This is a genomic window from Kitasatospora sp. NPDC057692, from assembly GCF_042799475.1.
Lineage (GTDB): Bacteria > Actinomycetota > Actinomycetes > Streptomycetales > Streptomycetaceae > Kitasatospora.
The window spans coordinates 75,774-102,429 of the sequence record NZ_JBHVIV010000010.1 but is presented as its reverse complement, the minus strand read 5'-3'; the positions used below and the strand labels follow the sequence as shown (position 1 = coordinate 102,429).

The window sequence follows — 26,656 nt, the reverse complement described above, 5'->3', positions numbered from 1 at the left end:
GCGCCGCGCCCCTGCGGGCCCGGCACACACCGACCCTCTCAATCACGCGCACGATTCTGGCATGATCTAGTCATCAGATCGTCACCAGACGCGACGACCCGACAGCGGTGTGCAAGACCCTGGGGAGGGGCAGCGCATGGAGTTCGCGATTCTGGGTCCGCTGGAGGTCCGGACCGACGGGGGCGAGCGGGTCCGGCTGGGAGGCGTGCGCCAGGAGCGGCTGCTCGCCGCGCTGCTGCTCAACGCGGGCGGCGCCGTACCGGTGGCCCGGCTGGTGGACGCCGTCTGGGACGACCGGCCGCCGGCCACCGCCGACCGACAGGTCCGCAACCTGGCGGGACTGCTGCGCCGGGCCTTCCACCGCGCCGACCCGGCCGGGCCGCCCGTGCTGCAGACCGACGGGCGCGGTTACCGCATCCTGCTCGACGGCCACCGGCTGGACGCCCGGACCTTCGCCGACGCGGTCGCCCGCTCCCGCCGGACGACCGCCGCCGGAGAGCCGTCCGCCGCGGCGGCGGACCTGCGCGAGGCGCTCGCGCTCTGGCGCGGCCCCGTGCTCGACGGCTTGGCGGGGCGGGCGATCACGGCGGGCGCCGTCCCGCTGGACGAACTGCGGCTCACCGCCTGGGAGGACTGCCTCGACCTGGAGGCCGCGCTCGGCCGGCACCGGGCCGGCGTTCCCGAGCTCACCGCGCTGGTCGCCGACCATCCGCTGCGCGAGCGGTTCGTCGGACAGCTGATGCGGGCCCTGCACGCCTCCGGCCGGACGGCCGACGCCCTGGCGGCGCACCGCCGGTTCACCACCCGGCTCGCCGACGAGCTGGGCCTCGACCCGAGCCCGGAACTGCGGCGGCTGCACCTGGAGTTGCTCACCAGCGCGGCGGGCCGGGAGGACGGGCCGCGCCCGGTCCCGGACGGCGGGCCGGACGACCGGCGGGACGGCGGAGTCCGCGGGGACCACGGCGCGGCGCCCCCGACCGCCCGGGCCGCGCCGCCCCGGCCCGCCCAACTCCCGCCGCCGCTCGCCACGTTCACCGGGCGCGCGGCCGAGCTCGCCGCCCTCGACGGCTTCGCGGACGCCGCGGCGCTCCCGGCCGATCCCGGTTCCCCGGACCACGCCACCGACCCGGACCACGCCACCGGCCCGGACGGCGCCGGTTCCGCCCCCGGCGGCCCCGCCGCCCGGATCTGCGCGGTCTCCGGCAGCGCCGGGATCGGTAAGAGCACCCTGGTCGTCCAGTGGGCGCACCGGCAGCGCGACCACTTCCCCGGCGGCCAGCTCTACGCCGACCTGCACGGCTTCTCCCCCGAGCCGCCGCTGCCGCCGCACGCCGTGCTGGCCCGCTTCCTGCGCGCCCTCGGCGTGCCCGGTGAGCAGGTGCCGAGCGTCCCCGAGGAGGCCGCCGCGCTCTACCGCTCGCTGCTGGCCGGCCAGCGGGTGCTGGTCGTCCTGGACAACGCGCGCAGCGCCGAGCAGGTCCGCCCGCTGCTCCCGGGCGCGCCGGAGTGCCTGACCGTGGTCACCAGCCGCTCCGGCCTGGCGGGGCTCACCGCCCGGGACGGCGCCCGCCCGCTGGCCCTCGACCTGATGCCGGCGCGGGACGCCGTCGCACTGCTCGACCGGGTCATCGGCGGCCGGCGGGCCCGCTCCGAGCCGACCGCCGTCAGCGAACTGGCCGCCGTCTGCGGCCGGCTGCCGCTCGCCCTCGCCATCGCGGCCAGCCGCCTCGCCGAACGCCCCGGCCGGACGGTCGCCGACCACGTCGCCGAACTGCGCGACACCGGGGACCGGCTCACCGCGCTGGCGATCGACGGCGACGCCACCTCGGCCGTCCGCGCCGCCCTCGACCTCTCCTACCGCGCCCTGCCCGCCACCGCGCGCACCCTGTTCCGGCTGCTCTCGCTCGCTCCCGGCCCCGGCCTGTCCGCGGCGGCGGCCGCCGCGCTCTGCGGCGAACGCGCCGCCGTCGTGCGCCCCGTCCTGGAGCAGCTGACCACCGCGCACCTGCTCACCCACGAGGGCGGGGACCGCTACCGGCTGCACGACCTGCTGCGCCTGTACGCGGCCGAGCGCGCCGACGCCGAGACCGGCCGGGCGGTGCGCGCCGCCGCCCGCGAACGGCTCGGCAGCTGGTACCTGCACCACGCCGACGCCGCCGCCCGGCTGCTCACCCCGCACCGCCGGCGGATCCCGCTCACCGCGCCCGGTCCCTGGTACGAGCCCCCCGCTTTCGGCACCGCCGCCGGGGCCCAGCGGTGGTGCGAGAGCGAGCACACCCAGGTGCTGCAGGTGGTGCGCGCGGCCGCCGCCAACGGCGCGGACGACCTCGCCTGGCGGCTGCCGGTGGTCCTGTGGAGCTACTACTTCACCAGCCCGCACCTGGACGACCACGAGGAGGCCGCCCGCCTGGCGGTGGCGGCGGCCGGACGGGCCGGTGACCGGTACGGCGAGGGCCATGCCCGCAACGACCTCGCCACCGTGCTCGGCGCGCTCGGACGGCACGACGAGACGCTCGCCGAACTCCGGCTCGCCCGCGCCCTGTTCGCGTCGATCGGGGACCGGAACGGCGAGGCCCACGTGATCGGCAACCTGGGCGACCACTCGCTCAGCACCGGCGCCTACGGCCAGGCGCGGCTGTACTTCCAGGGCGCGCTCGCGCTGCTGCGGGCGCAGCCGGAGGACCTCCGGGACGACTGGGCGATCCGGGTGTGCGAGACCAACATCGGCGTCACCGCGATGTGGGCGGGCCGCGACCGGGAGGCGGGCGAGTACCTGCACCGCGCCCTGGACCGCCACCGCTCCACCGGGGACCCGGTGCTGGAGAGCTTCACGCTCTACTACCTGGCCGACCACAACCGCCGGCTGGACCGCCCGGAGCAGGCGGCGGAGCGGCTGCGCCAGGCCCTCGCGCTGATCGACGGCACGACCGGCAACCCGCGGCTGCGCGCCGATGTCGTGGCGGCCCTCGCCGACCTGGGCGAGGGCCGCCACGCCTGACCGCCCGGCCGCCGGCAGCCCGCGCCGTCCCCCGGACGGGTGGTCGCGGGGGCCGGGCGGCACGGCGGACGGCGGGGCGGGGGCCGGTCGTGGTCGGATGGGCGGTCGGCGCGGGAAGGCGGGGCGGTGCGGCGGCTCAGGGCGGTGGCGGCGGTGGCGGCGGCGGCCGTGCTCGCCACGGCGGCGGTGGCGCCCACCGGACCGCCGGGCGGGGACGGGGCGGCGACGGAGCGGTCGGTGGACGGGGAGAACAGGTCCGGCGGAGCCGGCGGGCTGGGGGCGATCGGTGCGCTGGGCGGGTTCGCGGGCCTCGGCGGGCCCGGGGCCGGGCGGCTGCGGCTGCTGGCCGGGGTGCTGCGCCAGGACCGGCCCGGCAGCGGCTGGTACCTGGTCGGCGGGGCGCACCTGGTGCTCGGCCTGGAGGTGGCCTCCGCCGACCACCAGCAGATCGTGCTGCGCTTCCCGCCCGCCCGGCGGGTGGTGTCGGTGCTCTGCGGGCCCGACGAGACGTACGCGCCGCTCGGCTACACCTGCGGCGCGTCGGTCTCGCTGGACGCGGTGACCGTCCGGCTGGGGCGGGCCGGGCGGCTCGCCGACCCGGTGTCCACGGCGGCCGGGCCGTACGCGAACTTCTGGCTGCTGGGGCTGGTCGAGCAGCGCTGAGCAACTCCGCTCCGCCGCGGCGGCCTTGACGAAACGGTCCACGGAAAGGTGTTCTGTACCACGGAGTCGGCCGGGCGCCGGCCGCGCGTCCCGGTGGGGGTATAGCCCGGGGCTGTACCCCCGGGTGACATCTCCCCCGCCATCGGACGGGGCTCCTACGGTTTCCCGCAACCCCCACACCCTGATCGCGGGAGACCCCCATGCTCCGACGACCCGCCAGGGCCGCGTGTGCCGTCCTGGCCACCGCCGCCCTCGCTCTGACGGCCCTCCAGGGCACCGCCGGTGCCGCCGCCCCGAACCCCGGATCCGCCGCTGCCGTCCGCGCCGCCGCCTCGGCCGCCGCGAGCGCGCCGGACACCCTCGCCGCGGCCGCCGCCGTGCCCGAGGTGCTCGACGCGCTGCGGCGCGACCTCGGTCTGACGGCCGGCCAGGCGCAGGCCCGGATCGTCAACGAGGCCCGCGCCGGCGCCCGGGCCGGGGCGCTCGCCCAGGGCCTGGGCGCCGCTTGGGCCGGCTCCTGGGTGGAGGGCGCCGACGCGGCCGGGCTGGCCGTCGCCACCACCCGGGCCGCCGACGCCGCGACGATCCGCGCGGCGGGCGCCCGGCCGGTGGTCGTCGCGCACCCCCTGGCCGCGCTGGACGGAGCGCTGGCCGCACTCGACCGGGCCGCCGAGCGCGGCGCGACGGGCCGGGCGGACGCGCTCGCGGCGCCGGTGCGCTTCGTCGACGTGCGCACCAACACCGTGGTGGTGCAGGCCACCGACCCGGCCGCGGCCGAGCGGCTGGTCGCGGCCGCCGGGGTGGACCGGGCGGCGGTCCGGGTGGAGCGGGTGGCCGAGGCCCCGCGTCCGCTCTACGACCTGCGCGGCGGCGACGCCTACTACATCGGCGGCAGCAGCCGCTGCTCGATCGGCTTCCCGATCACCCGGGGGACCACCCAGGGCTTCGTCAGCGCGGGCCACTGCGGCCGGGCGGGCTCCACCACGACCGGGTCCAACCGGGTCTCCCAGGGCAGCTTCCAGGCCTCGGTCTTCCCGGGCAACGACATGTCCTGGGTCGCCGCCAACAGCAGCTGGACGGCGACCCCGTACGTGAACAGCGCGTCCGGCGCGGTGAGCGGCTCGGTGCTCCAGCAGGTCGGCGCCTCGGTCTGCCGCTCCGGCTCCACCACCGGCTGGCACTGCGGGACCATCCAGCAGCACGGCACCAGCGTCACCTACCAGGAGGGCACCGTCTCCGGGGTGACCCGCACCAACGTGTGCGCCGAGCCCGGCGACTCGGGCGGCTCCTTCATCTCCGGGACGCAGGCGCAGGGCGTGACCTCGGGCGGCACCGGCAACTGCTCGCAGGGCGGCACCACCTACTTCCAGCCGGTCAACCCGATCCTGCAGGGCTACGGGCTGACCCTGAAGACCGACTCGCAGGGCCCCGGCCCCGGCCCGGGCCCCGGCAACCCCGGCGGCACCTGGGCGGCCGGCACCGTCTACCAGGCCGGTGACACGGTGACCTACGGCAGCACCTCCTACCGCTGCCTCCAGGGCCACCAGGCGCAGGCCGGCTGGGAGCCGCCGAACGCGCCGGCGCTGTGGCAGGCGGCCTGACCCGCGGGCGGTCCGGCCTCCGGCGGGCGGGTACCTCCGTCCGCAGGACGAGAACACGACGGCGGGCCACCGGTGTGAGACGTTGGACGGGGGCGAACCACCAAGGAGGCCCGATGTCCTCGAAGCGTCGCCGCAAGAAGAAGGCCCGCCGCAAGGGCGCCAACCACGGCAAGCGGCCCCAGTGCTGAACCGGCACTGAGCCCGCCGCCGGGACCGCCGCGCCGGTCCGGACACCCCGTCCGGACCGGCGCGGCGGCAGGTCACGCCCCGGAGGGCTCCCCCGCCTCGGGCGCGTAGTACAGGCTCGCCATCGTCGCGTGGACGCTCCAGCCGAGGGCGGAGTACAGCGCCCGCCCCTCGGGCGTGGCGACCAGGAGGCCGGTGGCGGCCCCCTCGCGGTGACCGGCGTCCCGCAGGGTCCGCATCACCAGCGAGCCGAGCCCCCTGCGGCGGTGCCCGGGGTCGGTCTCGATCTGGTCGGCGACGGCGGTCGCCCCGGTGACGGCCAGCTGGCCGCGCGCGGCGTACCGGCCGTCCCCGGTGCGGACCAGCACCCGGACCACACCGCCCCGCGACCAGCTGGTGAGCGTGTACCCGGCGGGCACGACCGGGCGCTCGGCGGCCAGCGGGACGGTCATCAGATAGCCGGGAACGTCGTACCGCCAGCCGGGCCCGAGCCAGGGACGGACGGTGTCGTCGTCGGCGAAGAGCTTCAGCCAGGTCCCCGGCGCGGTGGTGGCCGCGACCAGCTTGCGGACGTCGGCCTCGGCGGGTTCCGGCAGGACGTGCCGGGCCACCTGCTCCGGCCGGCCGACGTCGATGCTCCAGCCCCAGGGCTCGTCCACCGGATCGGCCGCACCGCGCGACACGATCCAGCCCCCGACCCACGCCCGCACCAGCTCGTTGACGGTGGGCTCGTCCACCCGTCACCCCCTGTAAGAGTCACTTGTCGAGTTGACATCTTACCCGGGTCTGGTGGCGGGCGGGGTCGAGGGGCGGTTGCGGCGCAACGGCCGGGCACCCCCGGCAAGGGGTCCGTCAGAAGCAGCTCGCCGGGGACTCGGCCCAGCCCGAGGTGTAGCTGCCGTTCGAGTACCACATCCGGGTGTAGTAGCAGTACCCCGGCACCCCGCCCGCGTAGATGTCCCCTCGGTAGTAGCCGTTGCCGGGGCCGACCACCCCGGCGTTGAGCACCGAACTGAAGCTCGTGGGCTCGCCCGCCTGCCACGCGGGCTTCCAGCCGATCTGCAGGTAGATCCGGATGTCGGTCTGCGGGCTGTTCACGTAGCCGTAGGCGTCCGACCCGTTGAAGACGATGTTGCACGGGTTGAGCTGGACCCCGCTCGGGTAGTTGCCGGGCGCCGTGAAGCCCCGACAGCCGCCACTGGTGGCGGCGCTGGCGCTGCCCGACACGGCCAGCGGCAGCAGCGCGCCCGCCACGATGGCGACGGCGACCCCCGCCTTGGCCCTGCGACTGATCTTCCCCATGGTTTCCCTCCCTGGGCCGGCGCTTGCCTCCACCGGCCGCTCCGTCGACGACCGGCCCCGCCTTCCGGGAGCCGGCCGAGGCGATGCTGCCACCGCCGACCGGGGCTCTCCCAGGGGTTCCGGCCCGCCCCGGACGGGCCCGGACGGACCTGGACGACCTCGGACGCGCCCGGGGGTGAGGTGACGGTCCGGCAGCCGGGTCGGCGACCGCACCTCCCCGCCGGCGGACCCGGGTGAGCACCCGTCAGGCCGACCCGCCGCACGCACCGGGGTGAATGCGTCCCCGTTCGGGCGCACTGATCAGATTTGTCGGATTTTCAGACCGCATACTGCATGGAGATGGTCACCGTGGGTAGCGACTCACCTCCTGTACGCACTCGGTCCACGGTTTCCTCTCCCCCACCGCGTCACACCGGACCGATCGACCGAAGGGAATCGTCATGAGGCGCTGTCCACCCACCAGCGGACCCGAGCGAAGACACCGCCGCCGGGCCGGGCTCCGCGACCGCCTCACCCGGGCCGCGCTCCCCCTCCTCCTGGCCTTCGCCACCGCGTCCGGCTCCTTCGCCGCTCCCGCACTGGCCGACGCCCCGTCCGCTCCCGCCCCCGGCGGCCGGGCCGTGCCCGCCGACCACGCCGCCGACCGTCACTCCGGCCGCCAGCTGCCCGTGACCCTGGCGAAGACCGGCACCGACGTCACCACCGGCAGCACGACGCAGACCGCCCACGGCGACGCCGTCCGCTGGGTCGTCTCCGCGACCAACCCGGAGGGCGCCCCCGTCAGCGCCACCGTCACCGACGCGATCCAGGGCGGACCGGGCAGCACGCCGCAGGCCCAGACCTACGTCCCCGGGTCGCTCCAGGCGCCCCCCGGATTCACCCGGCAGTGGTCCGCCGACAGCGGCATGACCTTCTCCGGCACCGACCAGGGCACCGCCACCAATGTCGTCCAGGCGAGCAACCCGCTGCTCGCGTCACCGGCGACCGGCCAGGTGGTGCAGATCCCGCCGCCGTTCACCCCGGTCAACACGGCCACCGGAGGCGACGGCTTCACGCCCATCCTCTACACCGCCACGATCAACGGCGTCGCCACGCCCGAGATCTGGAACATCTACCACCACGGCTTCTCCAACACGGCCAGCGTGGTCTGCACCGACCTGCTCACCAACGGCCCGTGCCCCAGCCCGACCGGAGCCCCCGCCAGCTGGCCCCAGGCGCTGAACTCCTCGGTCGCCGGCGCCACCACCGGCGACCTCGGCAGCACCCGCACCCCGACCTACGTGCAGATCGGCTCCAAGCTGTACTACGCCGCGATCAGCCGGGTCAGCTTCGCGGAGATCGGCGTCGGCTGCATCGACCTCCAGGCCCAGGCCAGCTGCGGCTTCACGCCGCTCCAGACCGGCACCGGACTGGCCATCGGCGGCGTGGTCCAGGCGCCGAACCAGCTGATCTACGCGGTCTCCAGCACCGGCGAGATCCTCTGCTACGACCCCGTCGCCAACGCCTCCTGCGGGACCTTCGTGATCGGCCTGCCGCCCAACGAGGGGCAGGTCGCCTTCAGCGGCGACTACGCCGGCATCATGCGGGTCGTCAACGGCAAGATCTACGTCACCGACAACACGCCGGCCCCGCTGCCCACGGTGATGTCCTGCTTCGATCCGGCGACGAACGCCGCGTGCACCGGCTGGGCCCTTCCCAAGACGGTGGTCACCCCGATCCTCACCGGCCCCGCCCGGGCCGACAACGTCTTCGAGATGTACGACCCGGCCGGCACCGTCACCGGCGTCTGCACGGCCGTCGGCGGCGTCTACCTGGCGGTCACCCCGCCGGTCGGCAGCGTCGTCTGCTTCGACCTGACCGGCAACTCCATCGCCGCGCCCCCCGGTCTCCAGGCCCTGCTCATGACCAACGCCGCCCCCGGCGAGGCCAACTACCAGGTGCCGCTGACCATCACCGCCCCGAACGGGCACCTGGAGACCGAGTTCCCGCTCTGGATCTACCAGGGCCTCACGCCGACCCTCAACAGCTCCGAGTTCTGCTACGACTGGAACATCCAGGGGCCCTGCACCCAGTACGGCACCAACGGCATCGTCAACGGCCCGCCCAACGTCAACGGCGGCAACACCAGTCCCTACGGCTTCGCCTACGACGGCCAGTGCAAGTACAGCCTCGGCGACACCGGCTACCTGTTCTCGATCGACCCGGTCACCGGGGCCTCGCCCTGCCTGAAGACCAAGGCCCAGGGCACCATCGACCCCTCGGCGTACTACTGCGACGGGGCCACCGGGCACGTGCAGTCGTACGGAACGGTCAGCCTGTTCGACATCGACCCGACGACCGTCGACTTCGCCCAGTCCTCGGTGACCGTGCTGACGGCCGGCGGGGCCACCATCGGCACCTTCCCGTTCGATCCGGGGACGGGAACGGCGGACATCTCGTCCGTCCCGACCAGCGAATCGCCGATCCAGGTGATCGCCGACCTCGACCTGATCAGCGGGTCGTCTTTCACCCCCGACAACCACCCGAAGATGCAGGTGAGCTTCGTCGGCGACGCGCCGCAGATCTGCTTCGAGACCACGGTGTCGGCCGACTGCGCCATCACCTCCGTCTCCAACCAGGCGTCCGCCGTCACCAACGGCCTGCCGCCGGTCACCTCGAACACGGTCACCCTCCAGGTGACGCCGGGTGCCGCGTGCGCCCCGGCCCTGACGGTCAACAAGGAGGTCTGCACCTCCTCCAACGCCGCCGACTGCGCCGACGGCGGCCCCGGCCCCTGGACCAAAACGGCCGTCCTCGCACCCGGTGCCACCGCCTACTGGCGCATCACCGTCACCAACAGCGGGCCCGTCCCCGTCACCGGCATCACCCTGACGGACAGCGTCTCTCCGTCCTGCGTCACGGCCGCCGGAACGTTCGATCTGGCCGTGGGCGCGTCCCACCAGGTGTTCTGCGACCTCACCAACGTCACCCAGCACACCGTCAACACCGTCACCGCCTCCTTCCCCGGACCCGGCGGCACCCCCATCACCACACCGCCCTCCGAAGCGACCGTCGACGTGCCGTCGTTGGCGGTCCTGAAGGAGGTCTGCACCTCCACCAACGCCGCCGACTGCGTGGACGGCGGCCCCGGCCCCTGGGCCGCCAGTACGACGATTCCGTCCGGGAGCACGGCGTACTGGCGGATCACCGTGACGAACACGGGCACGGTTCCGGTCACCGGGATCACGCTCACGGACAGCGTCTCGCCGTCCTGCGTCACCGCCGCCGGAACGTTCGACCTCGCGGTCGGCGCCTCCCACCAGGTGTTCTGCGACCTGACCAACGTCACCCAGCACACCGTCAACACCGTCACCGCGTCCTTCCCCGGACCGGGCGGCACCCCCATCACCACACCCCCCTCCGAAGCGACGGTCGACGTCACCCCGCAGGTCGTCCCCTCCATCAGCATCAACAAGGAGGTCTGCACCTCCACCAACGCCGCCGACTGCGCTGACGGCGGCCCCGGCCCCTGGGCCAAAACCACCACCATCCCCACCGGCACCACCGCCTACTGGCGCATCACCGTCACCAACACCGGCACCGTCCCCGTCACCGGCATCACGCTGACCGACGCGGTCACGCCGTCCTGCGTCACCGCCGCCGGAACGTTCGACCTCGCGGTCGGCGCCTCCCACCAGGTGTTCTGCAACCTCCCCAACGTCACCCAGGCCACCACCAACACCGTCACCGCGTCCTTCCCCGGACCCGGCGGCACCCCCATCACCACACCGCCGTCCTCCGCCGACGTCCGGATCACCGGTGGCACCCCGTCGCTTGAGGTCAACAAGGAGGTCTGCCAGTCCGACCACGGCGACAACTGCGGTCAGGGCGGGACCGGTCCGTGGGGCAAGGACGCGACCCTGCACAAGGGCAACGCGCCCGAGGAGCTGTGCGAGCCTGACAAGTGCCAGGCGTTCTGGCGGATCACCGTCACCAACAACGGCACGGTGGACCTGACCGGGATCACGCTGAACGACGCCCAGGAGGTGGCCTGCGAGGTGGCCGCCGGAACGTTCGACCTGGCCGCAGGTGAGACGCGGACGTTCTACTGCTCCAGCCTGATCAGCGAGGACACCATCAACACCGTCACCGCCGGCTACCTGCCGCCGAACTCCCCGCCGGGGACCCAGCCGGTGACCACGCCGCCGTCCTCCGCGCTCGCCCGGTGCAGGCCGCCGTGCGAGAAGGAGTGCCACGGCCACGACTACGGCCACGACCACGGCCCTGACTACGGCGCCGGATTCGGCCATGACTACGGCCACGACTTCGGCCAGTGGCCGTACGAGATCGGCGACGCTCCCGGCAGCCACCCGTTGGGGAGTCACCCGCTGGGCGGACGCCCGTCCCTCCCGAACACCTTCGGGATGCCCTCGGCGGCCGGCCCGTCCGTCCTGCCCTACCTCACCGCCGACCCGTCGCTGACCGACCTCGACTGGCTGATGCCCGTCAGGGTGCCGTCCGGCGGCGGGCTCACGCGGCCGTGATCCGGCTGAACCAGCCCTGACGGGCCCTGACCGTCCGAAGGGCGGTGGCCCGGGAAGAACCCCTTCCCGGGCCACCGCCCTGTCCGATCCGGAGCGGCGGTCAGCAGCCACCGGCCGGGCGCTCGCGGACCACCAGGTCATTGGTTCCGGCGGTGGCGTCCAGCCACACCACCCGGGTGCCCTCGTCGGCCGCCGCCTCGTACTGGCCGCCGCGGTCGCAGGACACCCGCTGCGGGGCGCCGCCGCCGGCCAGCGGGATCTGCCACAGCTTGGGCAGCGCCGCGTTGGTCCAACCGCCGGCCGGCTTCCGTTCGTTCTCGTACCGGAAGGTGACGGCCTGGTCTGAGACGGCCAGCGGCCCGGTGCGCGGCGCCTGCGGGGAGTCCGCGGACAGCAGGTCGACGACGCCGGAGCCGTCCGGGGCGGCGGAGCGGATGGTGCCGCGCACGGCGTGGTCGTCCGGGAGGTCCAGCCACAGCAGGCGCCCGCCGGCCAGGGCGAGGGCGACGGCGAGGCTCGGTCCGGAGCCGGCCGGGGCGTGCTCGGGGAACCGGGCCGTCACCGTGCCGGTGGCGAGCGAGTAGAGGGTCGGTACCGTTACCAGCCGCTCGCCCTCCTGCCAGATCTCGATCCAGCCGAGCAGGCCGTCCCGGAGAACCAGGTCGGTGGCGCTGTGGCCCTCGGGCAGCGGCAGCGCGACCGGTGCGCCGCCGCCGCGGCTCAGGTGGGGTACGGCGCGGCCGTTCGAGGAGGCGGTGAAGGCGAGGTCGGCGCCCGAGATCCGGACGGCGTTGACCTGCTCGGTGGTGGAGCGGAAGACACTGCGCACCGGGCCGGTGCCGCTCAGCGGGGCGGTCATCACCTCCTGCGCGGCCCTCGGATCGCTGCCGCCCTTGGCCAACCACGCGGCGTTCGTCCCGTCGGTGGCGGCCCAGCTGTGGGTGCGCCCGTCCTCGGGGCTCAGCCGCACCGGCGTGCCGCGCCCGTCGAGCGCACCCGCGTAGAGTCCGGTTCCGGCCGGCCCGTTGGCGCGCATCACCCAGCGGCCGCGGGCGGCGGCCGGGGCGGCCATGCCGGTGGTGACGTCGCGCAGCAGGGTGCGGCTGTCGATGCCGATCCGCTTCTGCCAGCCCTCCTTGATCCCGTGCGCGTCGAAGGCGGCCGCCACCGTGCGCAGTTGGCGCTTGGTGAGGCCGAGGTCCCGGCCGGCGGCGAGCACCGCGTTGCGCCCGGCGACGAAGTCGTCCAGCGGGGTGAGGTAGTCGGCGAGCGCGCGGTAGACCAGCCGGTCGGCGATGAGCGGGTCCAGCGTGCGGCGGATGTCCCAGAGCGCGCCGCCGAAGATGGTGGCGTTCAGGTGCACGCCGCCGGCGTCGAGTTCGTGGCGGGTGCCCAGGAAGTCGGCCACGGTGGTGCGCCGGTCGTCCAGGCGGCGCTCCGCGCAGGCCTGCGGGGTGCCGGTGGGGCACAGGCTCTCGCCGAGCAGCGGCGCGGTGGGGTCGTCCATGGCGATGCCGCGGGCGGTGACCTCGACGGCGTTGCCGAAGTAGTCGGCGATGGCCTCGTTCATGGCGCCGGGCTGGCCGAGGTCGAAGAAGTCCGCGGTGTTCTGGACGACGCCGTGGGTCATCTCGTGCGCGGCCACGTCCAGGGCCACCGGGAACGGGTACTGGCCCGGGCCGTTGCCGTAGACCATCTTGGTCTTGTCCCAGAACGCGTTCGGGAACGGCGTGCCGAGGTCGGTCACGTTCACCACCGAGACGATCGCCCCGCCCTTGCCGTCCAGGCCGTTGCGTCCCAGCCGGTCGCGGAAGAAGTCGTGGACGAGCCCGGCGTTGACGTGCGCGTCCGTGGCGCCGCTGCTCCCGGCGACGGCCGGGAAGTCGGGGGTGGCGGAGGAGAGCGGCACGGCTCCGGCCGGCATCCTCCGCTGGTAGTCGAGGAAGTCGGCCCCGGCGGCGTCGTAGGTGCTGATGACGGAGGACCGGGTGAGGTCGGTGAACTGGTAGCCGCCGCCCGGGCGGCGGGCCAGGTTCACCGCGACGGTGCGCCCGTGGGCCTCGGGGGCTGTGCCGGTGGCCGGTTGCAGACCCTCGTCGGGGGCGGTGGCCGCGGCGGCCGGCTCCGGGCGGGGCGCGCGGGTGTCGTGGGCGAGGACGACGGCGCCGGTGGTCGCGTCGACGAACACCTCCCGGGCCCTGCCCGAGGCCGGGTGCAGGACGAACCGCTCGGCGAGCAGGCCGGGGCCGTCGGGCAGGACCACCGGGCCCAGGTCCTCGACACCCGCGCCGGCGCGGTCCCGCGCGTCGTCGAGATCGCCCAGCGCCGCGCGGCGCAGTTCCTCGGCCGACACCGCGGCGGCGGTGGGGGCGGTCAGCGCGGTGAAGTAGCGTCCGCCCGCCGACTCCACCGTCTGCTCGGCGCCCTGTCCGGTCAGCCGCACCAGGTACTGCCCGCCGAGCACCGGGACGCCGCCGTGGCGCTGCTCGAACCTGACGGTGCGCCGGCCGTCGGGGCCCTCGGTGGTGCCGAGTTCGGTGAGCTCGCCGGGGTCGACCCGGTAGCGGTCGGGGTGGGCGGCCAGGTGCGCCAGCGCGGCCGCGGCCGGCTCGCCCGGCGCCGGTTCGGACAGGCCGGTCACCAGCTGCGGGGCCGCGGTGTCCAGGCCGGCGACCAGGGCCGGCACCGGGTCGCCGTCGGGCGCGGGGGCCGCCGCGGCCAGGGCGGGGGGCACGGCCGGGGCCAGCGCCGCGACGACGGTCGCGACGGCCCATGTGCGGGCGGAACGGGAGAGTCGGGGCACAGCGATCCTCTCACGGGACGGTCGGGAACGGCGGCGAACCAGGGCCGCCGCACCACCCACCATAGGCAGTTGAGCGACATATGTCGATGATCTCTTTATGCCGTCCTCCCGACCGTCGGATTCCGGCCGAAGCCCCGGCCCCCGCTTGCCCGTCCCGGAGCCGGCGGAGAACAGTGGTCTGTACCAGCTGGCGATTTCGCTCCACTCCCGTGAACGAGAGGAGATCGACATGACGGACGTGTACGAGCCCCCGATGCTCATCGAACTCGGTGACTTCGCCGCCCTCACCCGCGGCTTCGACTTCGGCAACCAGTCCGACGTCCACGGCTACTACCTCATTCCCTGAGGAGCCGGTGGTGAGCGGCCGTCGGCGGACCTGGTTCGTGGTCCTGCCGGACACCGAAGCCGGGTCCGCGACGGCCGCGGTGTGGGGCACGGCCGAGCTCCGTGCCCTGCACCACCCCAGCGGGCGCCCGTGGATCCTCGGCGAGTGGCCCGACGGCGAGGCGGTCACCGTCCGGGCCGGGGAGGTCGCGCTGGCCCTGTTCGGCACCTGCGACGCCGACGGGAACCAGCTGCGACGCCGCGCCGAACGCGTTCGCGACCCGCGGGACGCGCTCGCCCTCGGCCGCGACCTGGCGGGCTCCTTCCACCTCCTCGCCACCGTGCACGGCACCGTGGCCGCGCGCGGCGCGCTCTCCGGACTCCGCCGCCTCCACCTGGCCGAGGTCGGCGGCGTCCCCGTGCTGTCCGACCGGGCCGACGTCCTGGCGGATGCGGCCGGCCTCACCCCGTCCCTCGACCGGCTCGCCCTCAGGCTCGCCGACCCGCTGCCCCACCCCTTCGACGCCCTGCCGCTCTGGCCGGGCATCACCGCCGTGCCACCGGACCACGCGGCCGTGCTCGCTCCGGGCAGCCCCGCGCACACCCTCGTCCACTGGCAGCCGCCGTCCCCGCGCCAGGCCCTGCCCGAGGCCGCGGCGACGCTCCGCCGGGCCCTGCACCGGGCCGTCGCCGCCCGGACCCGCGACGGCGGACTGATCGCCGCCGACCTGTCCGGCGGGCTCGACTCCACCCCGCTCTGCTTCCTGGCCGCCCCCGGCCCGGCCGGGCTGCTCACCGTCACCGTCGGCTCCGTCGACCCACACCACGAGGACGCCGCGTGGGCGGACCGGGCCGCGCGCCACCTGCCCGGCGAACGGCTCGTCCTCCCGGCCGAGGACCTTCCCGCGATGTTCGCGGACGTCGACGTCCCCGGGCCGCAGGGTGACGAGCCGTTCGCCTGGACCCGGACCAGGGCCCGTGACGAGGCCGTCGCCCGCCTGCTCGCGACCCGCGGCGCCCGGCTGCGGATGAGCGGCGAGGGCGGCGACGAGGTCCTCCAGGCCCTTCCGTCCTACCTGCGCACCCTCCTCCCCCGACACCCGGCCACCGCCTCCCGCCACCTGCGCGGACACCGGGCCCGCCTCCGGTGGAAGCTGTCCGACGCGGTGAGCGCCCTCACCGACCCCCGGCCGTACCCGGCCTGGCTGACCCGCGCCGCCGACCGCCTCACCCACCCCGAACCGCCGGCCGGCACCCAGCTGCTCGGCTGGGGCATCGAGCCCCGGATGCCGCCCTGGGCCACCGCGCAGGCCGCCGACCTGGTGCGCGAACAGCTGCGGGCCCTGCGGGACGCACAGCCGCTGGCTCCGGAGCACGCCCAGCACCAGGTCCTGCGCATGGTCCGGCACAGCGCCGCGGCCATGCGGCAGCTGATCGACGCCACCGCCCGCGCGGGCGCGCCCTACAGCGCCCCTTTCCTGGACGACCAGGTCCTGGACGCCTGCCTGGCCGCCGACCCCGCGATCCGCGGGACGCCCTTCGCCTACAAGCCGCTGCTCACCGCGGCCGTCGCACCGGACGTGCCGGCCGAACTCCTGCGGCGCACCGGCAAGGGCGACTTCAGCCCCGACGCCCACCGGGGGCTCGCCCGCCACCGGGCCCGACTCGCCGCGCTCTTCGAGGACAGCGCCCTGGCCCGCGCCGGACTGGTCGACCCCGTCGCCCTCCGGCAGGCCTGCCTCGGCCTCTACCCGCCCGGCACCTCCCACGCGGCCCTGGACGCGACCCTCGCCTGCGAGCACTGGCTGCGCGCCCACCGGCCGGGCCGCCACGCCGCTTCCCCCTCATCCCCCTCGCCCCTCTCGCCCCTCTCGCCCCTCTCGCCCCTCAAGGAGCGCACATGGCCGCCGAGTTGAGCCCCGACGTGACCCTCACCCCGACCGACGACGGCGCCGTCGTCCTCGACGAGCGCTCCGGCCGCTACTTCCAACTGAACCGCACCGGGCTGCTCATCCTGCGCTCCCTGCTGGACGGCCGGTCCGCCGACGAGATCGCCGCCGACCTCAGCGGCCGCTTCCCCGTCACCCCCGACCGGGCGCGCTCCGACGTCGACCGGCTGTACGAGAGCCTGCGCACCGCCGGGCTGGTCACCGGATGAGCCTGCACGCACACGCCGCCGGCGCGGACCGCCCGCCCTGGCACCTCCGGCCGGCCCCGCTCGCGGCGATCGCCGCGGCGCGCCTGATCGAGCGGCTCCCCCCGGCCCGGATCCGCCGGGTGATGCTCGCCCTGCGGCGCGGGGCCCGGCCCGCCGACCGGAGGGAGGCACTGGCCGCCCGGCAGGCCGTGGTCGCCCTCAGCATGCGCTGCGCCGGCCAGGGATGCCTCCAGCGCTCGATCGCCGCGGCGCTGCTGTGCCGCACCCGGGGCACCTGGCCCACCTGGCGCACCGGCGTGCGCACCGCTCCGTTCCGCGCCCACGCCTGGATCGAGGCCGCCGGCGAACCCGTCGGCGAGCCCGCCGAACTCGCCCACTTCCACCCGGTCATCACCATCCCCCCGGAACCCCGGCCGGGCCCCTGACACCCGGCACGCGTTGCGGGCGCGGCGGACCGGGCGCAGCATCCTGGGCATGACGACCGACGAGGAACAGATCCGGGCCCTGATCACGCGGTGGGCGGCGGCGGTCCACCGGGGCGACCTGGCGGGCGTGCTCGCGGACCACGCGGCGGACATCGTCATGTTCGACGTGCCGCCGCCCTACGAGGGCATCCGGGGCATCGACGCCTACCGGGAGGTCTGGCCGCCGTTCTTCGAGTGGCAGGCGCGGGGCGCCGCGTTCGCGATCGAGTCGCTGGACGTCACGGCCGGCGCCGATGTCGCCTTCGCGCACGCGCTGCTGCGCTGCGGCACGCCGCAGGACCTCGCCGAGCGCCCGGCCCAGCGGCTGCGCCTCACCTTCGGGCTGCGCCGGCAGGACGGCCGCTGGGTGGTCGCCCATGAGCACCACTCCTTCCCTGAGGTCACCGGAGCGGAGTAACGGGGCGGCCCGGCGTCCGGGTTTCGGTCCGGCCGGAGCGGTTATCCGCGTCGGTGCAAGCGTCGATCCAGGAACCGAGGCCGCCATGACCGCGTTCGGCCACTTCCTGTCCTGTGAGGAGTTCACCCCCGCGCAGCCCGCTGGAGCGCGCTCGCCGACAGTCTCCACCGGCGCTCCGCGCCTGCCTCACTGAGCTGACGGACGGCCACTACGCCTACCGCTTCCGCCACGACGACCGGCCGTCGGCGGAGACAGAGGGCGCGTTCGCGCTGTGCGGGTTCGTGATGCGCTCGCCCTGCACCAGCAGGGCGAGGCGGTCGAGGCCGCCCGCTGGTTCGAGGCCTCCCGCGGCTGCTGCGGCTCGGCCGGGCTGTTCGCCGAGGAGTACGACATCGCCGGGCGAGAGTTGCGGGGAAACCTGCCACAGGCCTTCGTTCACGCGATGATGCTGGAGTGCGCGGCCCGCCTGGCCGTGCCGCCGTCCTGACGGAACGACACCACCACGGAGGCCCGCATGTCCGCTTCGCTCGCCGAGCTCACCGGCGACTACGTCCTCGACCCCACCCACACCCGGATCGGATTCGTCGCCCGCCACGCCATGGTGACCAAGGTGCGGGGCTCGTTCACGGTCTTCGAGGGCACCGCCCACCTGGACGGCGGCGACCCGGCGCGGTCGGCCGGCCAGGTGGTGATCAAGGCCGAGAGCATCGAGACCGGCGTCGAACAGCGCGACCAGCACCTGCGCACCAACGACTTCCTCGACGCGCCCACCTACCCCGACATCACCTTCCGCAGCACCTCGGTCGAGCAGCGCTCCGACAGCGAGTTCCGGGTGACCGGCGACCTCACCATCAAGGAGACCACCCGCCCGGTCACCATCGACTTCGAGTACACCGGCAACGCCCTCGACCCCTACGGCAACCTGCGGGTGGGGCTGGAGGGCTCGGTGACGATCAGCCGCAAGGACTACGGCATCACCTGGAACGCGGTGCTGGAGGGCGGGGGCGTGCTGGTGAGCGACAAGGTCGTCCTGGAGTTCGACATCTCCGCGATCAAGCAGGCCTAGCCCGGACGGACCCGCCGCGAGGCGGGACGGGGCGCCCGGCCCGGGGCGTCGGACGACGTTCCGGGCCGAGCACCGAGCACAGCGGGAAGCCGATGCCGCCCGCCACACTCACCGGTGACCGAACACGCACGGTCCCTTCCCGCCGAGCCCGGCTCAGCAGGCCGCCGACGGCCGGGGCGGGGGAAGGAACACCTCGCACCAGACCGCCTTGCCCGGGCCGTTCCGGTACCAGCCCCAGCGAAGGGCCAGGCGGCCGAGGAGGAAGAGCCCGAGGCCGCCGGGGTCGGCCGGGTGGTGGGTCGGCCGGGGGCGGGGCGGGCGCGGGCTGCTGTCGGTCACCTCGATCCGCAGCAGGCTCGCGTCGCGGACGAGCAGCAGGGCGCCGGGCGCGCCCGCGTGCCGGACCGCGTTCCCGATCAGCTCGGAGACCAGCAGGACGACGTCCGCGACGACGGCCCGCTCGGTGGTGTCGTCGAGCCAGTCGGCGGTGCGGGCCCGGGCCTCGGCGGCGACGCCGAGCCGGGCCGACAGCGGGATCCGGAGGACCCGCGGTGTTCCCTGGAGGTCGGTGAGGGCCGGCAGGGTGGCCCTGGGCATGCGATCCTTCCTCCCTTCGCCCGTGCGCCCGGCGGCACCCGGCCACCGGGCGCCGGAGTCAGCGGCCGAGGAGGTGCCGGAGCCGGCCGCCGCTTCCGGCGGCCCGTCCGCCCTGGCCCGCGGCGACCGGTGCGGACGGCGCCGCCTCGTCGCCCACCGTCCCGCCGGCGACCGGCGCGGCGGGTCGCCGCTCGGCGGTCGTGCGCCCGGCGGTCGTGCGCCCGGCGGTCGTGCGCTCGTCGACCGGCCGATCGCCGCTCGGGCGCTCGGCGATCAGGCGCTCGTCGGCGATCCGCTCGTCGGTGCGCGAGGCCGGCGTTCCGGTGGCGGTCCGGCGGTCGTGCCGGGCCGTCCGGCGGAGCGGCCGGGCCCTGCGGGACGCCCGCATCAGCGCGAGGCCGAGGCAGAACAGCAGCGCGAGCGCCAGTCCGGCGAGGAAGACGCCCAGGCTGTTGAGCGTCACCAGGTCGTTGCCCAGGACGGTCACCTGGTACTCCGGCCCGCCGGACAGGTTGTCGGCGATCAGCAGCCCGGTGAAGGCGCCGGTCACGACGACCAGGAGGAGTCCGAACAGCAGCATGGCGGTGTCCCTTCGGTCCGTACCCCCTCGGTGTCCGATCCCCTCCGCTGGGTCGCGCCTACCCGGGCGGCCCCCGGCCTAACGCGGGACGTCCGAACCGCCGCCCGCCCGCCCGTCCCGTTCGACCCGGACGGCCACCAGGCAGGTGTCGTCGTCGGTGTCGGCCGGGCTCAGCTCCAGCAGCAGGTCCAGGTACCGCTCCAGGTCGGGGCCGGGCCGGCCGGCGGCCCGGATGAGGTGGTCGACGGACTCCTCGACGGGGCGGTCCCGGCGCTCGACCAGACCGTCGGTGTAGAGCAGCAGGACGTCCCCCGGCTCCAGCCGGGCCGTGTACTCCTCGTAGTCGGCGTCCGCCATGGCACCGAGCAGCACCCCATGCGGCAGCGGCAGCACCTCGGCCCCGGCCGCGGCGAGCCGGATCGGCGGGAGGTGGCCGGCCCGGGCCCAGCGCAGCGTGCCGTCACCGGGGCCGAGCAGCGCGCACACGGCGGTGGCGGTCAGCTGACCCGGCTCGCGCAGGGCCACCGTGTTGGCCCACTCCAGCAGCCGGCCCGGGCCCGCGCCGGTGACGGCCAGGCCCCGCAGCGCGTGCCGCAGCGCCACCATGCCGGTGGCCGCGCCGACGCCGTGGCCGGCCACGTCCCCGACGGCCAGCAGCACCTGCCCGTCGGGCAGCACCAGGACGTCGTACCAGTCGCCGCCGACCCGCTCGCGCTTGGCCGCGGGGCGGTAGCGGACGGCGGCGTGCAGCCCGGTGGCGCCGAGCGGCGGCGGCGCGGCGGGCAGGATCGCCTGCTGGAGCCGCAGCGCCAGCTGTTCGCGCTCCGCCGACTCCTGCTCGCTGTCGGCCAGCCGCGCCCGGGTGGCGCCGAGCGCGACCTCCGTCCAGTGCTGCGCCGACACGTCGTGGTAGGCGCCGCGCACGGCGCTCAGCTCCCCGTCGGCGTCCAGGACGGGTTCGGCCACCACCCGGGTGTAGCGCTGCGTGCCGTCGGCGCGGACCAGCCGGAACACCGCGGAGGCGGTGCGCAGCCGGTGCTGGACGGTGTCCAGCAGCCGCCGGACGGCGGGCTCGTCGTCCGGGTGCACGTACCGGTCGAGCCGGGCCAGCGGGACGGCCGGGGCGCCGGGCGGCAGGCCGAACAGCTCCGGCAGGCCCGCGTTCCAGAGGATCCGGCCGGTGGCGGGCCGTTCCTCGAACCCGGCCACCCGGGCGAGCCGCTGGGCCTGGCGCAGCAGTGCGGTCTGCTCGGACTCCCCCGCCTCGTCGGCGTCGCGCTGCCAGGTGAGCAGCAGCCGCCCGTCGAGCGGGGCGACGGAGATCCGCAGGGTGGTGGGCTGGGTGATGCCGCCGCCCTGGAAGACCAGGTGCAGGCGTTCGCCGGTGCGGGTCCGGCCGGTCTCGTGGGTCCGCAGCAGCGGTTCGAGCAGGCCGGTGGCGCAGGCCACGGGGTAGGCCTCGAGCAGGGAGGTGCCGTCCAGGCCGCTGCGGGGGCGGCCGAGCGGGTCCTGGAACGCCCGGTTGGTGCGCAGGATGGTGAAGTCGACGGCCCGGCCGTCCCGCAGGACGGGGTCGAGCAGCAGGGCGGGGGTGAGCAGGCCCTCCAGCAGCTCGGCCTGCCGGTCCGGGGCGACGGCGGGTTCGGGGTGGCCCAGGACGGTGGCGCAGAGGTCGGCGAGGGCCAGCAGCTGGCGGCGCTGCGCGGGTCCGAGGGCGGGTGGGGGGCCTGGCCAGAGCACTTCCAGCGCGCCGTGCCGGCGGCCGGCGTCGAGCAACGGGAGGACGGCCCGGGGCGTGGCGGCGCCGCCGACGCAGGGGCCGGCGGGCGCCGCGTCGTCGGGCCAGTGCGGGGCACCGGTGGCCAGGGCCTGGTGCGCGGGGCTCGGGACGCCGGGCGGCAGCCGGCTCCAGGCCTCGGCCTCGTCGGCGGGCAGCCCGGCCTGGGCGGCGAGCGCGAGGGCGCCGGCGGGCAGCCGCTGCCAGACCAGGACGGCGTGGGCGCCGAGCGGCGCGGCGGCCTGGCGCAGGACGGCCTCGACGGCGGCGGCCAGGTCGGGCACGGCGGCGAGCGCCCGGACGGGCGGCGCGGGAACGTCGGCCTCCCCCGGGGGTGTGGACGGTTCGGGTGGGGGGAAGTCCCCGGACCGCGGCCCGGCCGGACCGGGCCGACCGGGCTCTGCGGACCGTCCGACGAGGTCGGCGGCGAGGGTGACGACCGGGACCCCGGCCTCCTGGGCGAGCCGGGCCAGCCGGGCGGCGGCCTCGGCGGGCGGGACGGTCAGCCGCTCGGCGAGCATCCCGGTGGCGAGGTCGACCAGTGCCCGGGTGCCCTCCTCGGCACGCATCCGCTCGGCGGTGTGCTGGAGGCGCCGGACGGCTCCCGCGAGCTGCCGCGCGACGTCGTCCCCGGCCTCCCCCGCGTCACCGGCATCACCGGCATCACCGGCATCGGCGGCATCGGCGGCGGAGGCGGGCACGTCGCGGTCGAGCGGCCCGGCGCCGGACGTGGCCGGGGCGCGCGGATCGGGGGCGCGCGGATCGTCGCTCATCAGACGTCCAGCCAGTGCCGCATCCGTTCCAGCAGCAGATCGGTGTCCACCGGCTTGGTGACGTGGTCGTCGGCGCCGGCCGCGAGGCTCTTGGCCCGGTCGCCCGCCATCGCCTTGGCGGTGACGGCGACGACCGGCAGGCGGGCGAAGCGCTCGTCCGCCCGGATGGCGGCGATGGTGGCGTAGCCGTCGAGGCCGGGCATCATCACGTCCATCAGCACCAGGTCGGTCTCGGGGTGCCCGCGCAGCAGGTCGAGCCCGGCGCGGCCGTCGCCCGCGTGCAGGACGGTCAGGCCGTGCTGTTCGAGGGCGGCGGCGAGGGCGAAGACGTTGCGGATGTCGTCGTCGACGATCAGCACGGTGCGCCCGGCGAGCGGGTCCTCGGCGTCGACCGCGGCGGCGCCGGGGTCCGCCGCCGGATGGCGGCCGCCGAGCAGGGTGATCAGGCGCTCGCGCAGCCCGTCGAGCCCGGAGAAGAGTTCGAGGCGTTCGACGATGGTGCCGACCCGCGCGGTGGGGCCGCCGTCGCCGTGGTAGCCGAGGACGGGCGTGCTCTCGGGGAGGGCGGTGAGCAGCACCGGGGCGAGTTCGCCGGTGTGGGCGAGGTCGACGACGGCGCACCGGTAGGGGCCGTCGGCGATGGCGGCGCGCAGTCCGGCCTCGTCGCCGGCGCTGCGCAGACCGGCCGGGGGGTCGTCGCCGTGGGCCTCGGCGGCGGTGCGGGCGAGGAGGGTGAGCAGGCCGGGCGGGTCGGCCTCGACGACCAGCACCCGGGCGCCGGCGGCCGGGACGGCGGCGGGCCGGTCGCGGCGGGCGAGCGGGAGGTAGAGGCTGAAGCGGCTGCCCTGTCCCGCGGTGGACCGGACGGTGATCGCCCCGCCGAGCAGGCGGGCGAGTTCACGGCTGATGGACAGGCCCAGCCCGGTGCCGCCGTAGCGGCGGCCGGTGGTGCCGTCGGCCTGCTGGAAGGCCCCGAAGATGGTGTCGAGGTGGGCGGGGTCGATGCCGATGCCGGTGTCGTCGACGTGGAAGGCCACCGCGGCGTCCGCCTGGCCGAGTTCGGCGGGCAGCGCGCCGGCGTCGACGCGTTCGATGCGCAGGTCGACCCGTCCGGCGTCGGTGAACTTGATGGCGTTCGACAGCAGGTTGCGCAGCACCTGGCGCAGCCGGGCCTGGTCGGTGACGAGTTCGGGCGGGACGCCGTCCGAGACGGCGATCCGGAAGGAGAGGTCCTTCTGGTCGGCGAGGGGCTTGAAGGCCGACTCGACGTAGGCCAGCAGGTCCTGGACGGCGAAGGGTTCGGGGGTGAGGTCCATCTTGCCGGCCTCGACCTTGGAGAGGTCGAGGATGTCGTTGATGAGCTGGAGCAGGTCGGAGCCGGCCGAGTGGATGACGCCCGCGTACTCGACCTGTTTGGGGGTGAGGTTGCCGGCCGTGTTCTGGGCGAGCAGCTGGGCCAGGATCAGCAGGCTGTTGAGCGGGGTGCGCAGCTCGTGGCTCATGTTGGCCAGGAACTCCGACTTGTACATCGAGGTGAGGCTCAACTGCCGGGCTCGCTCCTCCAGTTCCTGGCGGGCCTGTTCGATCTCCAGGTTCTTGGCCTCGATGTCGCGGTTGCGGTCGGCGAGCTGTCCCGCCTTCTCGGCGAGTTCGGCGTTGGAGCGGCGCAGCTCCTCCTGGCCGTCCTGCAACTCCTCGGAGCGGGCCTGGAGTTCGGCGGTGAGCCGCTGGGACTCGCCGAGCAGTTCGTCGGTGCGGGCGTTGGCGAGCAGGGTGCCGATGTTGACGCCGCAGGCCTCGGCGAACTGTTCCAGGAAGTCGCGGTGGACGGCGCTGAACGGGTGGACGGAGGCGAACTCCATGACGCCGAGCAGCCATTCCTCCAGGGCGATCGGCAGGATCACCACCGAGCGGGCGTGGGTGGCGCCGGCGCCGGAGGCGATGGTGGCGTAGTCCGGCGGCAGGTCGTCCACGGTGACGGTGCGCCGGGTGCGGGCGGCCTGGCCGACCAGCGACTCGCCGAGCCGCACCCGGGCGGGGGCGGCCCCGTCGGCGGGCAGGCCGTAGGCGCTGATCCGGGCCAGCGCGGTGGCCTCGCCGTCCTCCTCGGCCAGGTAGAAGGCGCCGTACTGGGCGCCGACCAGCGGGGTCAGCCGGTCGGTGATCAGCTCGGCGACGGCGCGGATGTCGCGCTTGCCCTGCATGGTGCCGGTGAAGCGGGCGAGGTTGGTCTTCAGCCAGTCCTGTTCCTGGTTGGCGCGGGTGGTCTCGCGCAGCGACTCCACCATGAAGTTGACGTTGTCCTTGAGGTCGGCGACCTCGCCGGAGGCGTCCACGGTGATCGAGCGGGTCAGGTCGCCCTCGGCGACGGCGCTGGTGACCTCGGCGATCGCGCGGACCTGCCGGGTGAGGTTCCCGGCGAGCTCGTTGACGTTCTCGGTGAGCCGCTTCCAGGTGCCGGAGACGCCCTCGACCTCGGCCTGACCGCCGAGCCGGCCCTCGGTGCCGACCTCGCGGGCGACCCGGGTCACCTCGTCGGCGAAGGAGCCGAGCTGGTCGACCATGGTGTTGACGGTGGTCTTGAGCTCCAGGATCTCGCCGCGCGCGTCCACGTCGATCTTGCGGGTGAGGTCGCCCTCGGCGACCGCCGTGGTCACCTGGGCGATGTTGCGCACCTGGCTGGTGAGGTTGTGCGCCATGAAGTTGACGTTGTCGGTGAGGTCCTTCCACGTCCCGGCGACGTTGGGGACGCGCGCCTGGCCGCCGAGGGTGCCCTCGGTGCCGACCTCGCGCGCCACCCTGGTGACCTCGTCGGCGAACACCGAGAGGGTGTCGACCATGGTGTTGATCGCCCCGGCGAGCGCGGCCATCTCGCCCTTGGCCTCCACGGTGATCTTCCGGGAGAGGTCGCCGCGGGCGACGGCGGTGGCCACCTCGGACATCGAGCGGACCTGGCCGGTGAGGTTGGAGGCCATCACGTTGACCTTGTCGGTCAGGCCCTTCCAGGTGCCCGAGACGCCCCGGACGGTGGCCTGGCCGCCGAGGTTGCCCTCGGTGCCGACCTCCCGGGCCACCCGGGTCACCTCGTCGGCGAACGCCGAGAGCTGGTCGACCATCGTGTTGATGGTCTCCTTGAGCAGCAGGATCTCGCCCCGCGCGTCGACCCGGATCTTCTGGGTGAGGTCGCCCCCGGCGACCGCCGTGGTGACCTCGGCGATGGCGCGGACCTGGGCGGTGAGGTTGTCCGCCATCACGTTGACCGACTCGGTGAGGTCGCGCCAGGTGCCGGAGACGTCGCGGACGTCGGCCTGGCCGCCGAGCCGGCCCTCGCTGCCGACCTCCCGGGCCACCCGGGTCACCTCGTCGGCGAACGCCGAGAGCTGGCCGACCATCGTGTTGACGGTGTTCTTGAGTTCCAGCAGCTCGCCGCGCGCGTCGACCTCGATCTTCTGGGTGAGGTCGCCGCGGGCCACCGCCGTGGTCACCTGGGCGATGTTGCGCAGCTGCCGGGTGAGGTCGCCGGCCATCGCGTTGACGGCGTCGGTGAGGTCCAGCCACGTCCCGGCCGCGCCGGGGACGTGGGCCTGGCCGCCGAGCCGGCCCTCGCTGCCGACCTCCCGGGCCACCCGGGTCACCTCGGAGGTCACCCGGTCGAGCTGTTCCGCCATGCCGTTGAAGACGGCCGCGATCTCGCCCGGGACGCCCGGCAGGTCGGGGCCCAGCCGGGTGCGGAAGTCGCCGTCGCGCACCGCCGTCAGCCCCGCCAGCAGCTGCCGCAGGACCTGCTCGGGCTGGTCCGCGCGGACGGCTACGGCGTCCGGCGCGCTGTCCGGCACCGTGTCCGGCGCCCGCTGCTCGTCCATCCGTCCACCGTCCGGATCGACCGCACGGCCGGATCGCCCGACGGGCGGCACCGGCCGTCGGGAGCGGCGGCGCCGCCCCGCCTCCCACTGTGCCACCGTCGCGCGGCGGGGACACACGGGAGGTCGGGCCGCGACCGCCGAAAGTCGTGGTTCGCCGCCCGCCGACCGGGTAGGCGCGGTCGGCGAGGACGGGGAACCCGAAAGGAGCACCGCCATGCCCCGAGGATCGAGCCCCGGGCGGGAGCACCAGTACGAGCACATCAAGGACAGGGCGCTGGACCGCGGCGAGAGCGGGCGGCGGGCCGAGGAGATCGCCGCCCGGACGGTCGACGAGGAACGCGCCCGGCACGGCGGGCCCAGGACCGCCGGCCGCGGTTCCACCCACGACGTCTCCTCCGGCCGGCGCGGCGGGCAGCGCTCGCCACCGGGGCGCCGGCGGGCCCACCTACGACCAGCTGGACAACGGGGCCGGGCAGCGCGGCATCAAGGGGCGCTCCACGATGAACAAGCGCGAACTCTCCCACGCGCTCGGCCACTGAGGCCGCCGACCACCGTGAGGT

17 protein-coding genes and 2 pseudogenes are annotated in these 26,656 nt (G+C 75.4%); 12 read left to right on the top strand and 7 right to left on the bottom strand.

The window, feature by feature from the left end; translation table 11 throughout:
• Positions 1-136 precede the first annotated feature (136 nt).
• The 3 genes from ACFVFS_RS08895 to ACFVFS_RS08885 all read left to right on the top strand — a co-directional run bounded on the left by ACFVFS_RS08895 (position 137) and on the right by ACFVFS_RS08885 (position 5,262).
• Positions 137-2,998 (top strand): BTAD domain-containing putative transcriptional regulator, encoded by a 2,862-nt coding sequence (locus tag ACFVFS_RS08895; RefSeq protein WP_380621700.1) that lies wholly within the window; start codon positions 137-139, stop codon positions 2,996-2,998.
• Between the two features lie 126 nt (positions 2,999-3,124).
• Positions 3,125-3,661, top strand: coding sequence for a hypothetical protein (locus ACFVFS_RS08890; RefSeq protein WP_380621698.1), 537 nt, complete (start codon positions 3,125-3,127; stop codon positions 3,659-3,661).
• Positions 3,662-3,861: 200 nt separating this feature from the next.
• Positions 3,862-5,262, top strand: a complete 1,401-nt coding sequence (locus tag ACFVFS_RS08885) for a carbohydrate-binding protein (protein WP_380621696.1) — start codon at positions 3,862-3,864, stop codon at positions 5,260-5,262.
• 260 nt (positions 5,263-5,522) lie between these two features.
• Here ACFVFS_RS08885 and ACFVFS_RS08880 read toward each other — a convergent pair whose 3' ends face one another.
• Both ACFVFS_RS08880 and ACFVFS_RS08875 read right to left on the bottom strand, forming a co-directional pair.
• On the bottom strand, positions 5,523-6,185 hold the full coding sequence (locus tag ACFVFS_RS08880) for a GNAT family N-acetyltransferase (protein ID WP_380621694.1): 663 nt from the start codon (positions 6,183-6,185) through the stop codon (positions 5,523-5,525).
• A gap of 115 nt (positions 6,186-6,300) precedes the next feature.
• Entirely contained in the window at positions 6,301-6,750 is a 450-nt protein-coding gene (locus ACFVFS_RS08875) for a hypothetical protein (RefSeq protein WP_380621692.1), read from the bottom strand.
• Positions 6,751-7,190: 440 nt separating this feature from the next.
• On the opposite strand from ACFVFS_RS08875, the gene ACFVFS_RS08870 reads away from it, so the two are divergent.
• A complete protein-coding gene (locus ACFVFS_RS08870) occupies positions 7,191-11,273 on the top strand; it encodes a hypothetical protein (RefSeq protein WP_380621690.1) in 4,083 nt (1,360 codons plus the stop codon).
• Between the two features lie 100 nt (positions 11,274-11,373).
• On the opposite strand, the gene ACFVFS_RS08865 is transcribed toward ACFVFS_RS08870, so the two are convergent.
• The gene (locus ACFVFS_RS08865; RefSeq protein WP_380621689.1) at positions 11,374-14,076 is read right to left on the bottom strand and encodes a M4 family metallopeptidase; all 2,703 of its coding nucleotides are present in this window, start codon (positions 14,074-14,076) and stop codon (positions 11,374-11,376) included.
• 229 nt (positions 14,077-14,305) lie between these two features.
• Here ACFVFS_RS08865 and ACFVFS_RS08860 point away from each other — a divergent pair, with 229 nt between their 5' ends.
• The 7 genes and pseudogenes from ACFVFS_RS08860 (at position 14,306) to ACFVFS_RS08830 (ending at position 18,506) form a co-directional block, all read left to right on the top strand.
• Positions 14,306-14,422 carry a lasso RiPP family leader peptide-containing protein gene (locus ACFVFS_RS08860; RefSeq protein WP_380621687.1) on the top strand — a complete coding sequence of 39 codons (117 nt, stop codon included), beginning with the start codon at positions 14,306-14,308 and terminating at the stop codon, positions 14,420-14,422.
• 10 nt (positions 14,423-14,432) lie between these two features.
• Positions 14,433-16,316, top strand: a complete 1,884-nt coding sequence (locus tag ACFVFS_RS08855) for an asparagine synthase-related protein (RefSeq protein WP_380621685.1) — start codon at positions 14,433-14,435, stop codon at positions 16,314-16,316.
• On the top strand, positions 16,301-16,558 hold the full coding sequence (locus ACFVFS_RS08850) for a lasso peptide biosynthesis PqqD family chaperone (protein WP_380621683.1): 258 nt from the start codon (positions 16,301-16,303) through the stop codon (positions 16,556-16,558). Before ACFVFS_RS08855 ends, ACFVFS_RS08850 begins: the two co-directional genes overlap by 16 nt.
• Positions 16,555-16,983: a lasso peptide biosynthesis B2 protein gene (locus tag ACFVFS_RS08845; protein WP_380621681.1), complete on the top strand. Its 429-nt coding sequence runs from the start codon at positions 16,555-16,557 to the stop codon at positions 16,981-16,983. The genes ACFVFS_RS08850 and ACFVFS_RS08845 overlap by 4 nt, the downstream gene beginning before the upstream one ends.
• A gap of 49 nt (positions 16,984-17,032) precedes the next feature.
• Positions 17,033-17,440 carry a nuclear transport factor 2 family protein gene (locus tag ACFVFS_RS08840; RefSeq protein ID WP_380621679.1) on the top strand — a complete coding sequence of 136 codons (408 nt, stop codon included), beginning with the start codon at positions 17,033-17,035 and terminating at the stop codon, positions 17,438-17,440.
• Between the two features lie 173 nt (positions 17,441-17,613).
• A pseudogene (locus tag ACFVFS_RS08835) lies at positions 17,614-17,927 on the top strand (glycoside hydrolase family 15 protein); the annotation flags it as partial.
• Between the two features lie 27 nt (positions 17,928-17,954).
• Complete coding sequence (locus ACFVFS_RS08830; RefSeq protein WP_380621677.1) at positions 17,955-18,506, top strand: YceI family protein; 552 nt, start codon at positions 17,955-17,957, stop codon at positions 18,504-18,506.
• A 153-nt stretch (positions 18,507-18,659) separates the two neighbouring features.
• Here ACFVFS_RS08830 and ACFVFS_RS08825 read toward each other — a convergent pair whose 3' ends face one another.
• The 4 genes from ACFVFS_RS08825 to ACFVFS_RS08810 form a co-directional block, all read right to left on the bottom strand.
• Positions 18,660-19,103, bottom strand: a complete 444-nt coding sequence (locus ACFVFS_RS08825; protein ID WP_380621675.1) for an ATP-binding protein — start codon at positions 19,101-19,103, stop codon at positions 18,660-18,662.
• Between the two features lie 58 nt (positions 19,104-19,161).
• Positions 19,162-19,683 carry a hypothetical protein gene (locus ACFVFS_RS08820; protein WP_380621673.1) on the bottom strand — a complete coding sequence of 174 codons (522 nt, stop codon included), beginning with the start codon at positions 19,681-19,683 and terminating at the stop codon, positions 19,162-19,164.
• A 78-nt stretch (positions 19,684-19,761) separates the two neighbouring features.
• Positions 19,762-22,233, bottom strand: coding sequence for a SpoIIE family protein phosphatase (locus ACFVFS_RS08815; protein WP_380621671.1), 2,472 nt, complete (start codon positions 22,231-22,233; stop codon positions 19,762-19,764).
• A complete protein-coding gene (locus ACFVFS_RS08810) occupies positions 22,233-26,096 on the bottom strand; it encodes a HAMP domain-containing protein (RefSeq protein ID WP_380621669.1) in 3,864 nt (1,287 codons plus the stop codon). Before ACFVFS_RS08810 ends, ACFVFS_RS08815 begins: the two co-directional genes overlap by 1 nt.
• Before the next feature lie 214 nt (positions 26,097-26,310).
• On the opposite strand from ACFVFS_RS08810, the pseudogene ACFVFS_RS08805 reads away from it, so the two are divergent.
• Positions 26,311-26,635, top strand: a pseudogene (locus ACFVFS_RS08805) (plasmid stabilization protein).
• The last annotated feature ends 21 nt before the right edge of the window (positions 26,636-26,656 follow it).

Excerpts from the sequence above, each read along its gene's own strand:
- ACFVFS_RS08870 (WP_380621690.1), top strand. The coding sequence starts at position 7,191 with ATGAGGCGCTGTCCACCCACCAGCGGACCCGAGCGAAGACACCGCCGC.
- ACFVFS_RS08885 (WP_380621696.1), top strand. The coding sequence starts at position 3,862 with ATGCTCCGACGACCCGCCAGGGCCGCGTGTGCCGTCCTGGCCACCGCC.
- ACFVFS_RS08840 (WP_380621679.1), top strand. The coding sequence starts at position 17,033 with ATGACGACCGACGAGGAACAGATCCGGGCCCTGATCACGCGGTGGGCG.
- ACFVFS_RS08875 (WP_380621692.1), bottom strand. The coding sequence starts at position 6,750 with ATGGGGAAGATCAGTCGCAGGGCCAAGGCGGGGGTCGCCGTCGCCATC.
- ACFVFS_RS08810 (WP_380621669.1), bottom strand. The coding sequence starts at position 26,096 with ATGGACGAGCAGCGGGCGCCGGACACGGTGCCGGACAGCGCGCCGGAC.
- ACFVFS_RS08830 (WP_380621677.1), top strand. The coding sequence starts at position 17,955 with ATGTCCGCTTCGCTCGCCGAGCTCACCGGCGACTACGTCCTCGACCCC.
- ACFVFS_RS08860 (WP_380621687.1), top strand. The coding sequence starts at position 14,306 with ATGACGGACGTGTACGAGCCCCCGATGCTCATCGAACTCGGTGACTTC.
- ACFVFS_RS08895 (WP_380621700.1), top strand. The coding sequence starts at position 137 with ATGGAGTTCGCGATTCTGGGTCCGCTGGAGGTCCGGACCGACGGGGGC.
- ACFVFS_RS08845 (WP_380621681.1), top strand. The coding sequence starts at position 16,555 with ATGAGCCTGCACGCACACGCCGCCGGCGCGGACCGCCCGCCCTGGCAC.
- ACFVFS_RS08815 (WP_380621671.1), bottom strand. The coding sequence starts at position 22,233 with ATGAGCGACGATCCGCGCGCCCCCGATCCGCGCGCCCCGGCCACGTCC.
- ACFVFS_RS08820 (WP_380621673.1), bottom strand. The coding sequence starts at position 19,683 with ATGCTGCTGTTCGGACTCCTCCTGGTCGTCGTGACCGGCGCCTTCACC.
- ACFVFS_RS08850 (WP_380621683.1), top strand. The coding sequence starts at position 16,301 with ATGGCCGCCGAGTTGAGCCCCGACGTGACCCTCACCCCGACCGACGAC.
- ACFVFS_RS08825 (WP_380621675.1), bottom strand. The coding sequence starts at position 19,103 with ATGCCCAGGGCCACCCTGCCGGCCCTCACCGACCTCCAGGGAACACCG.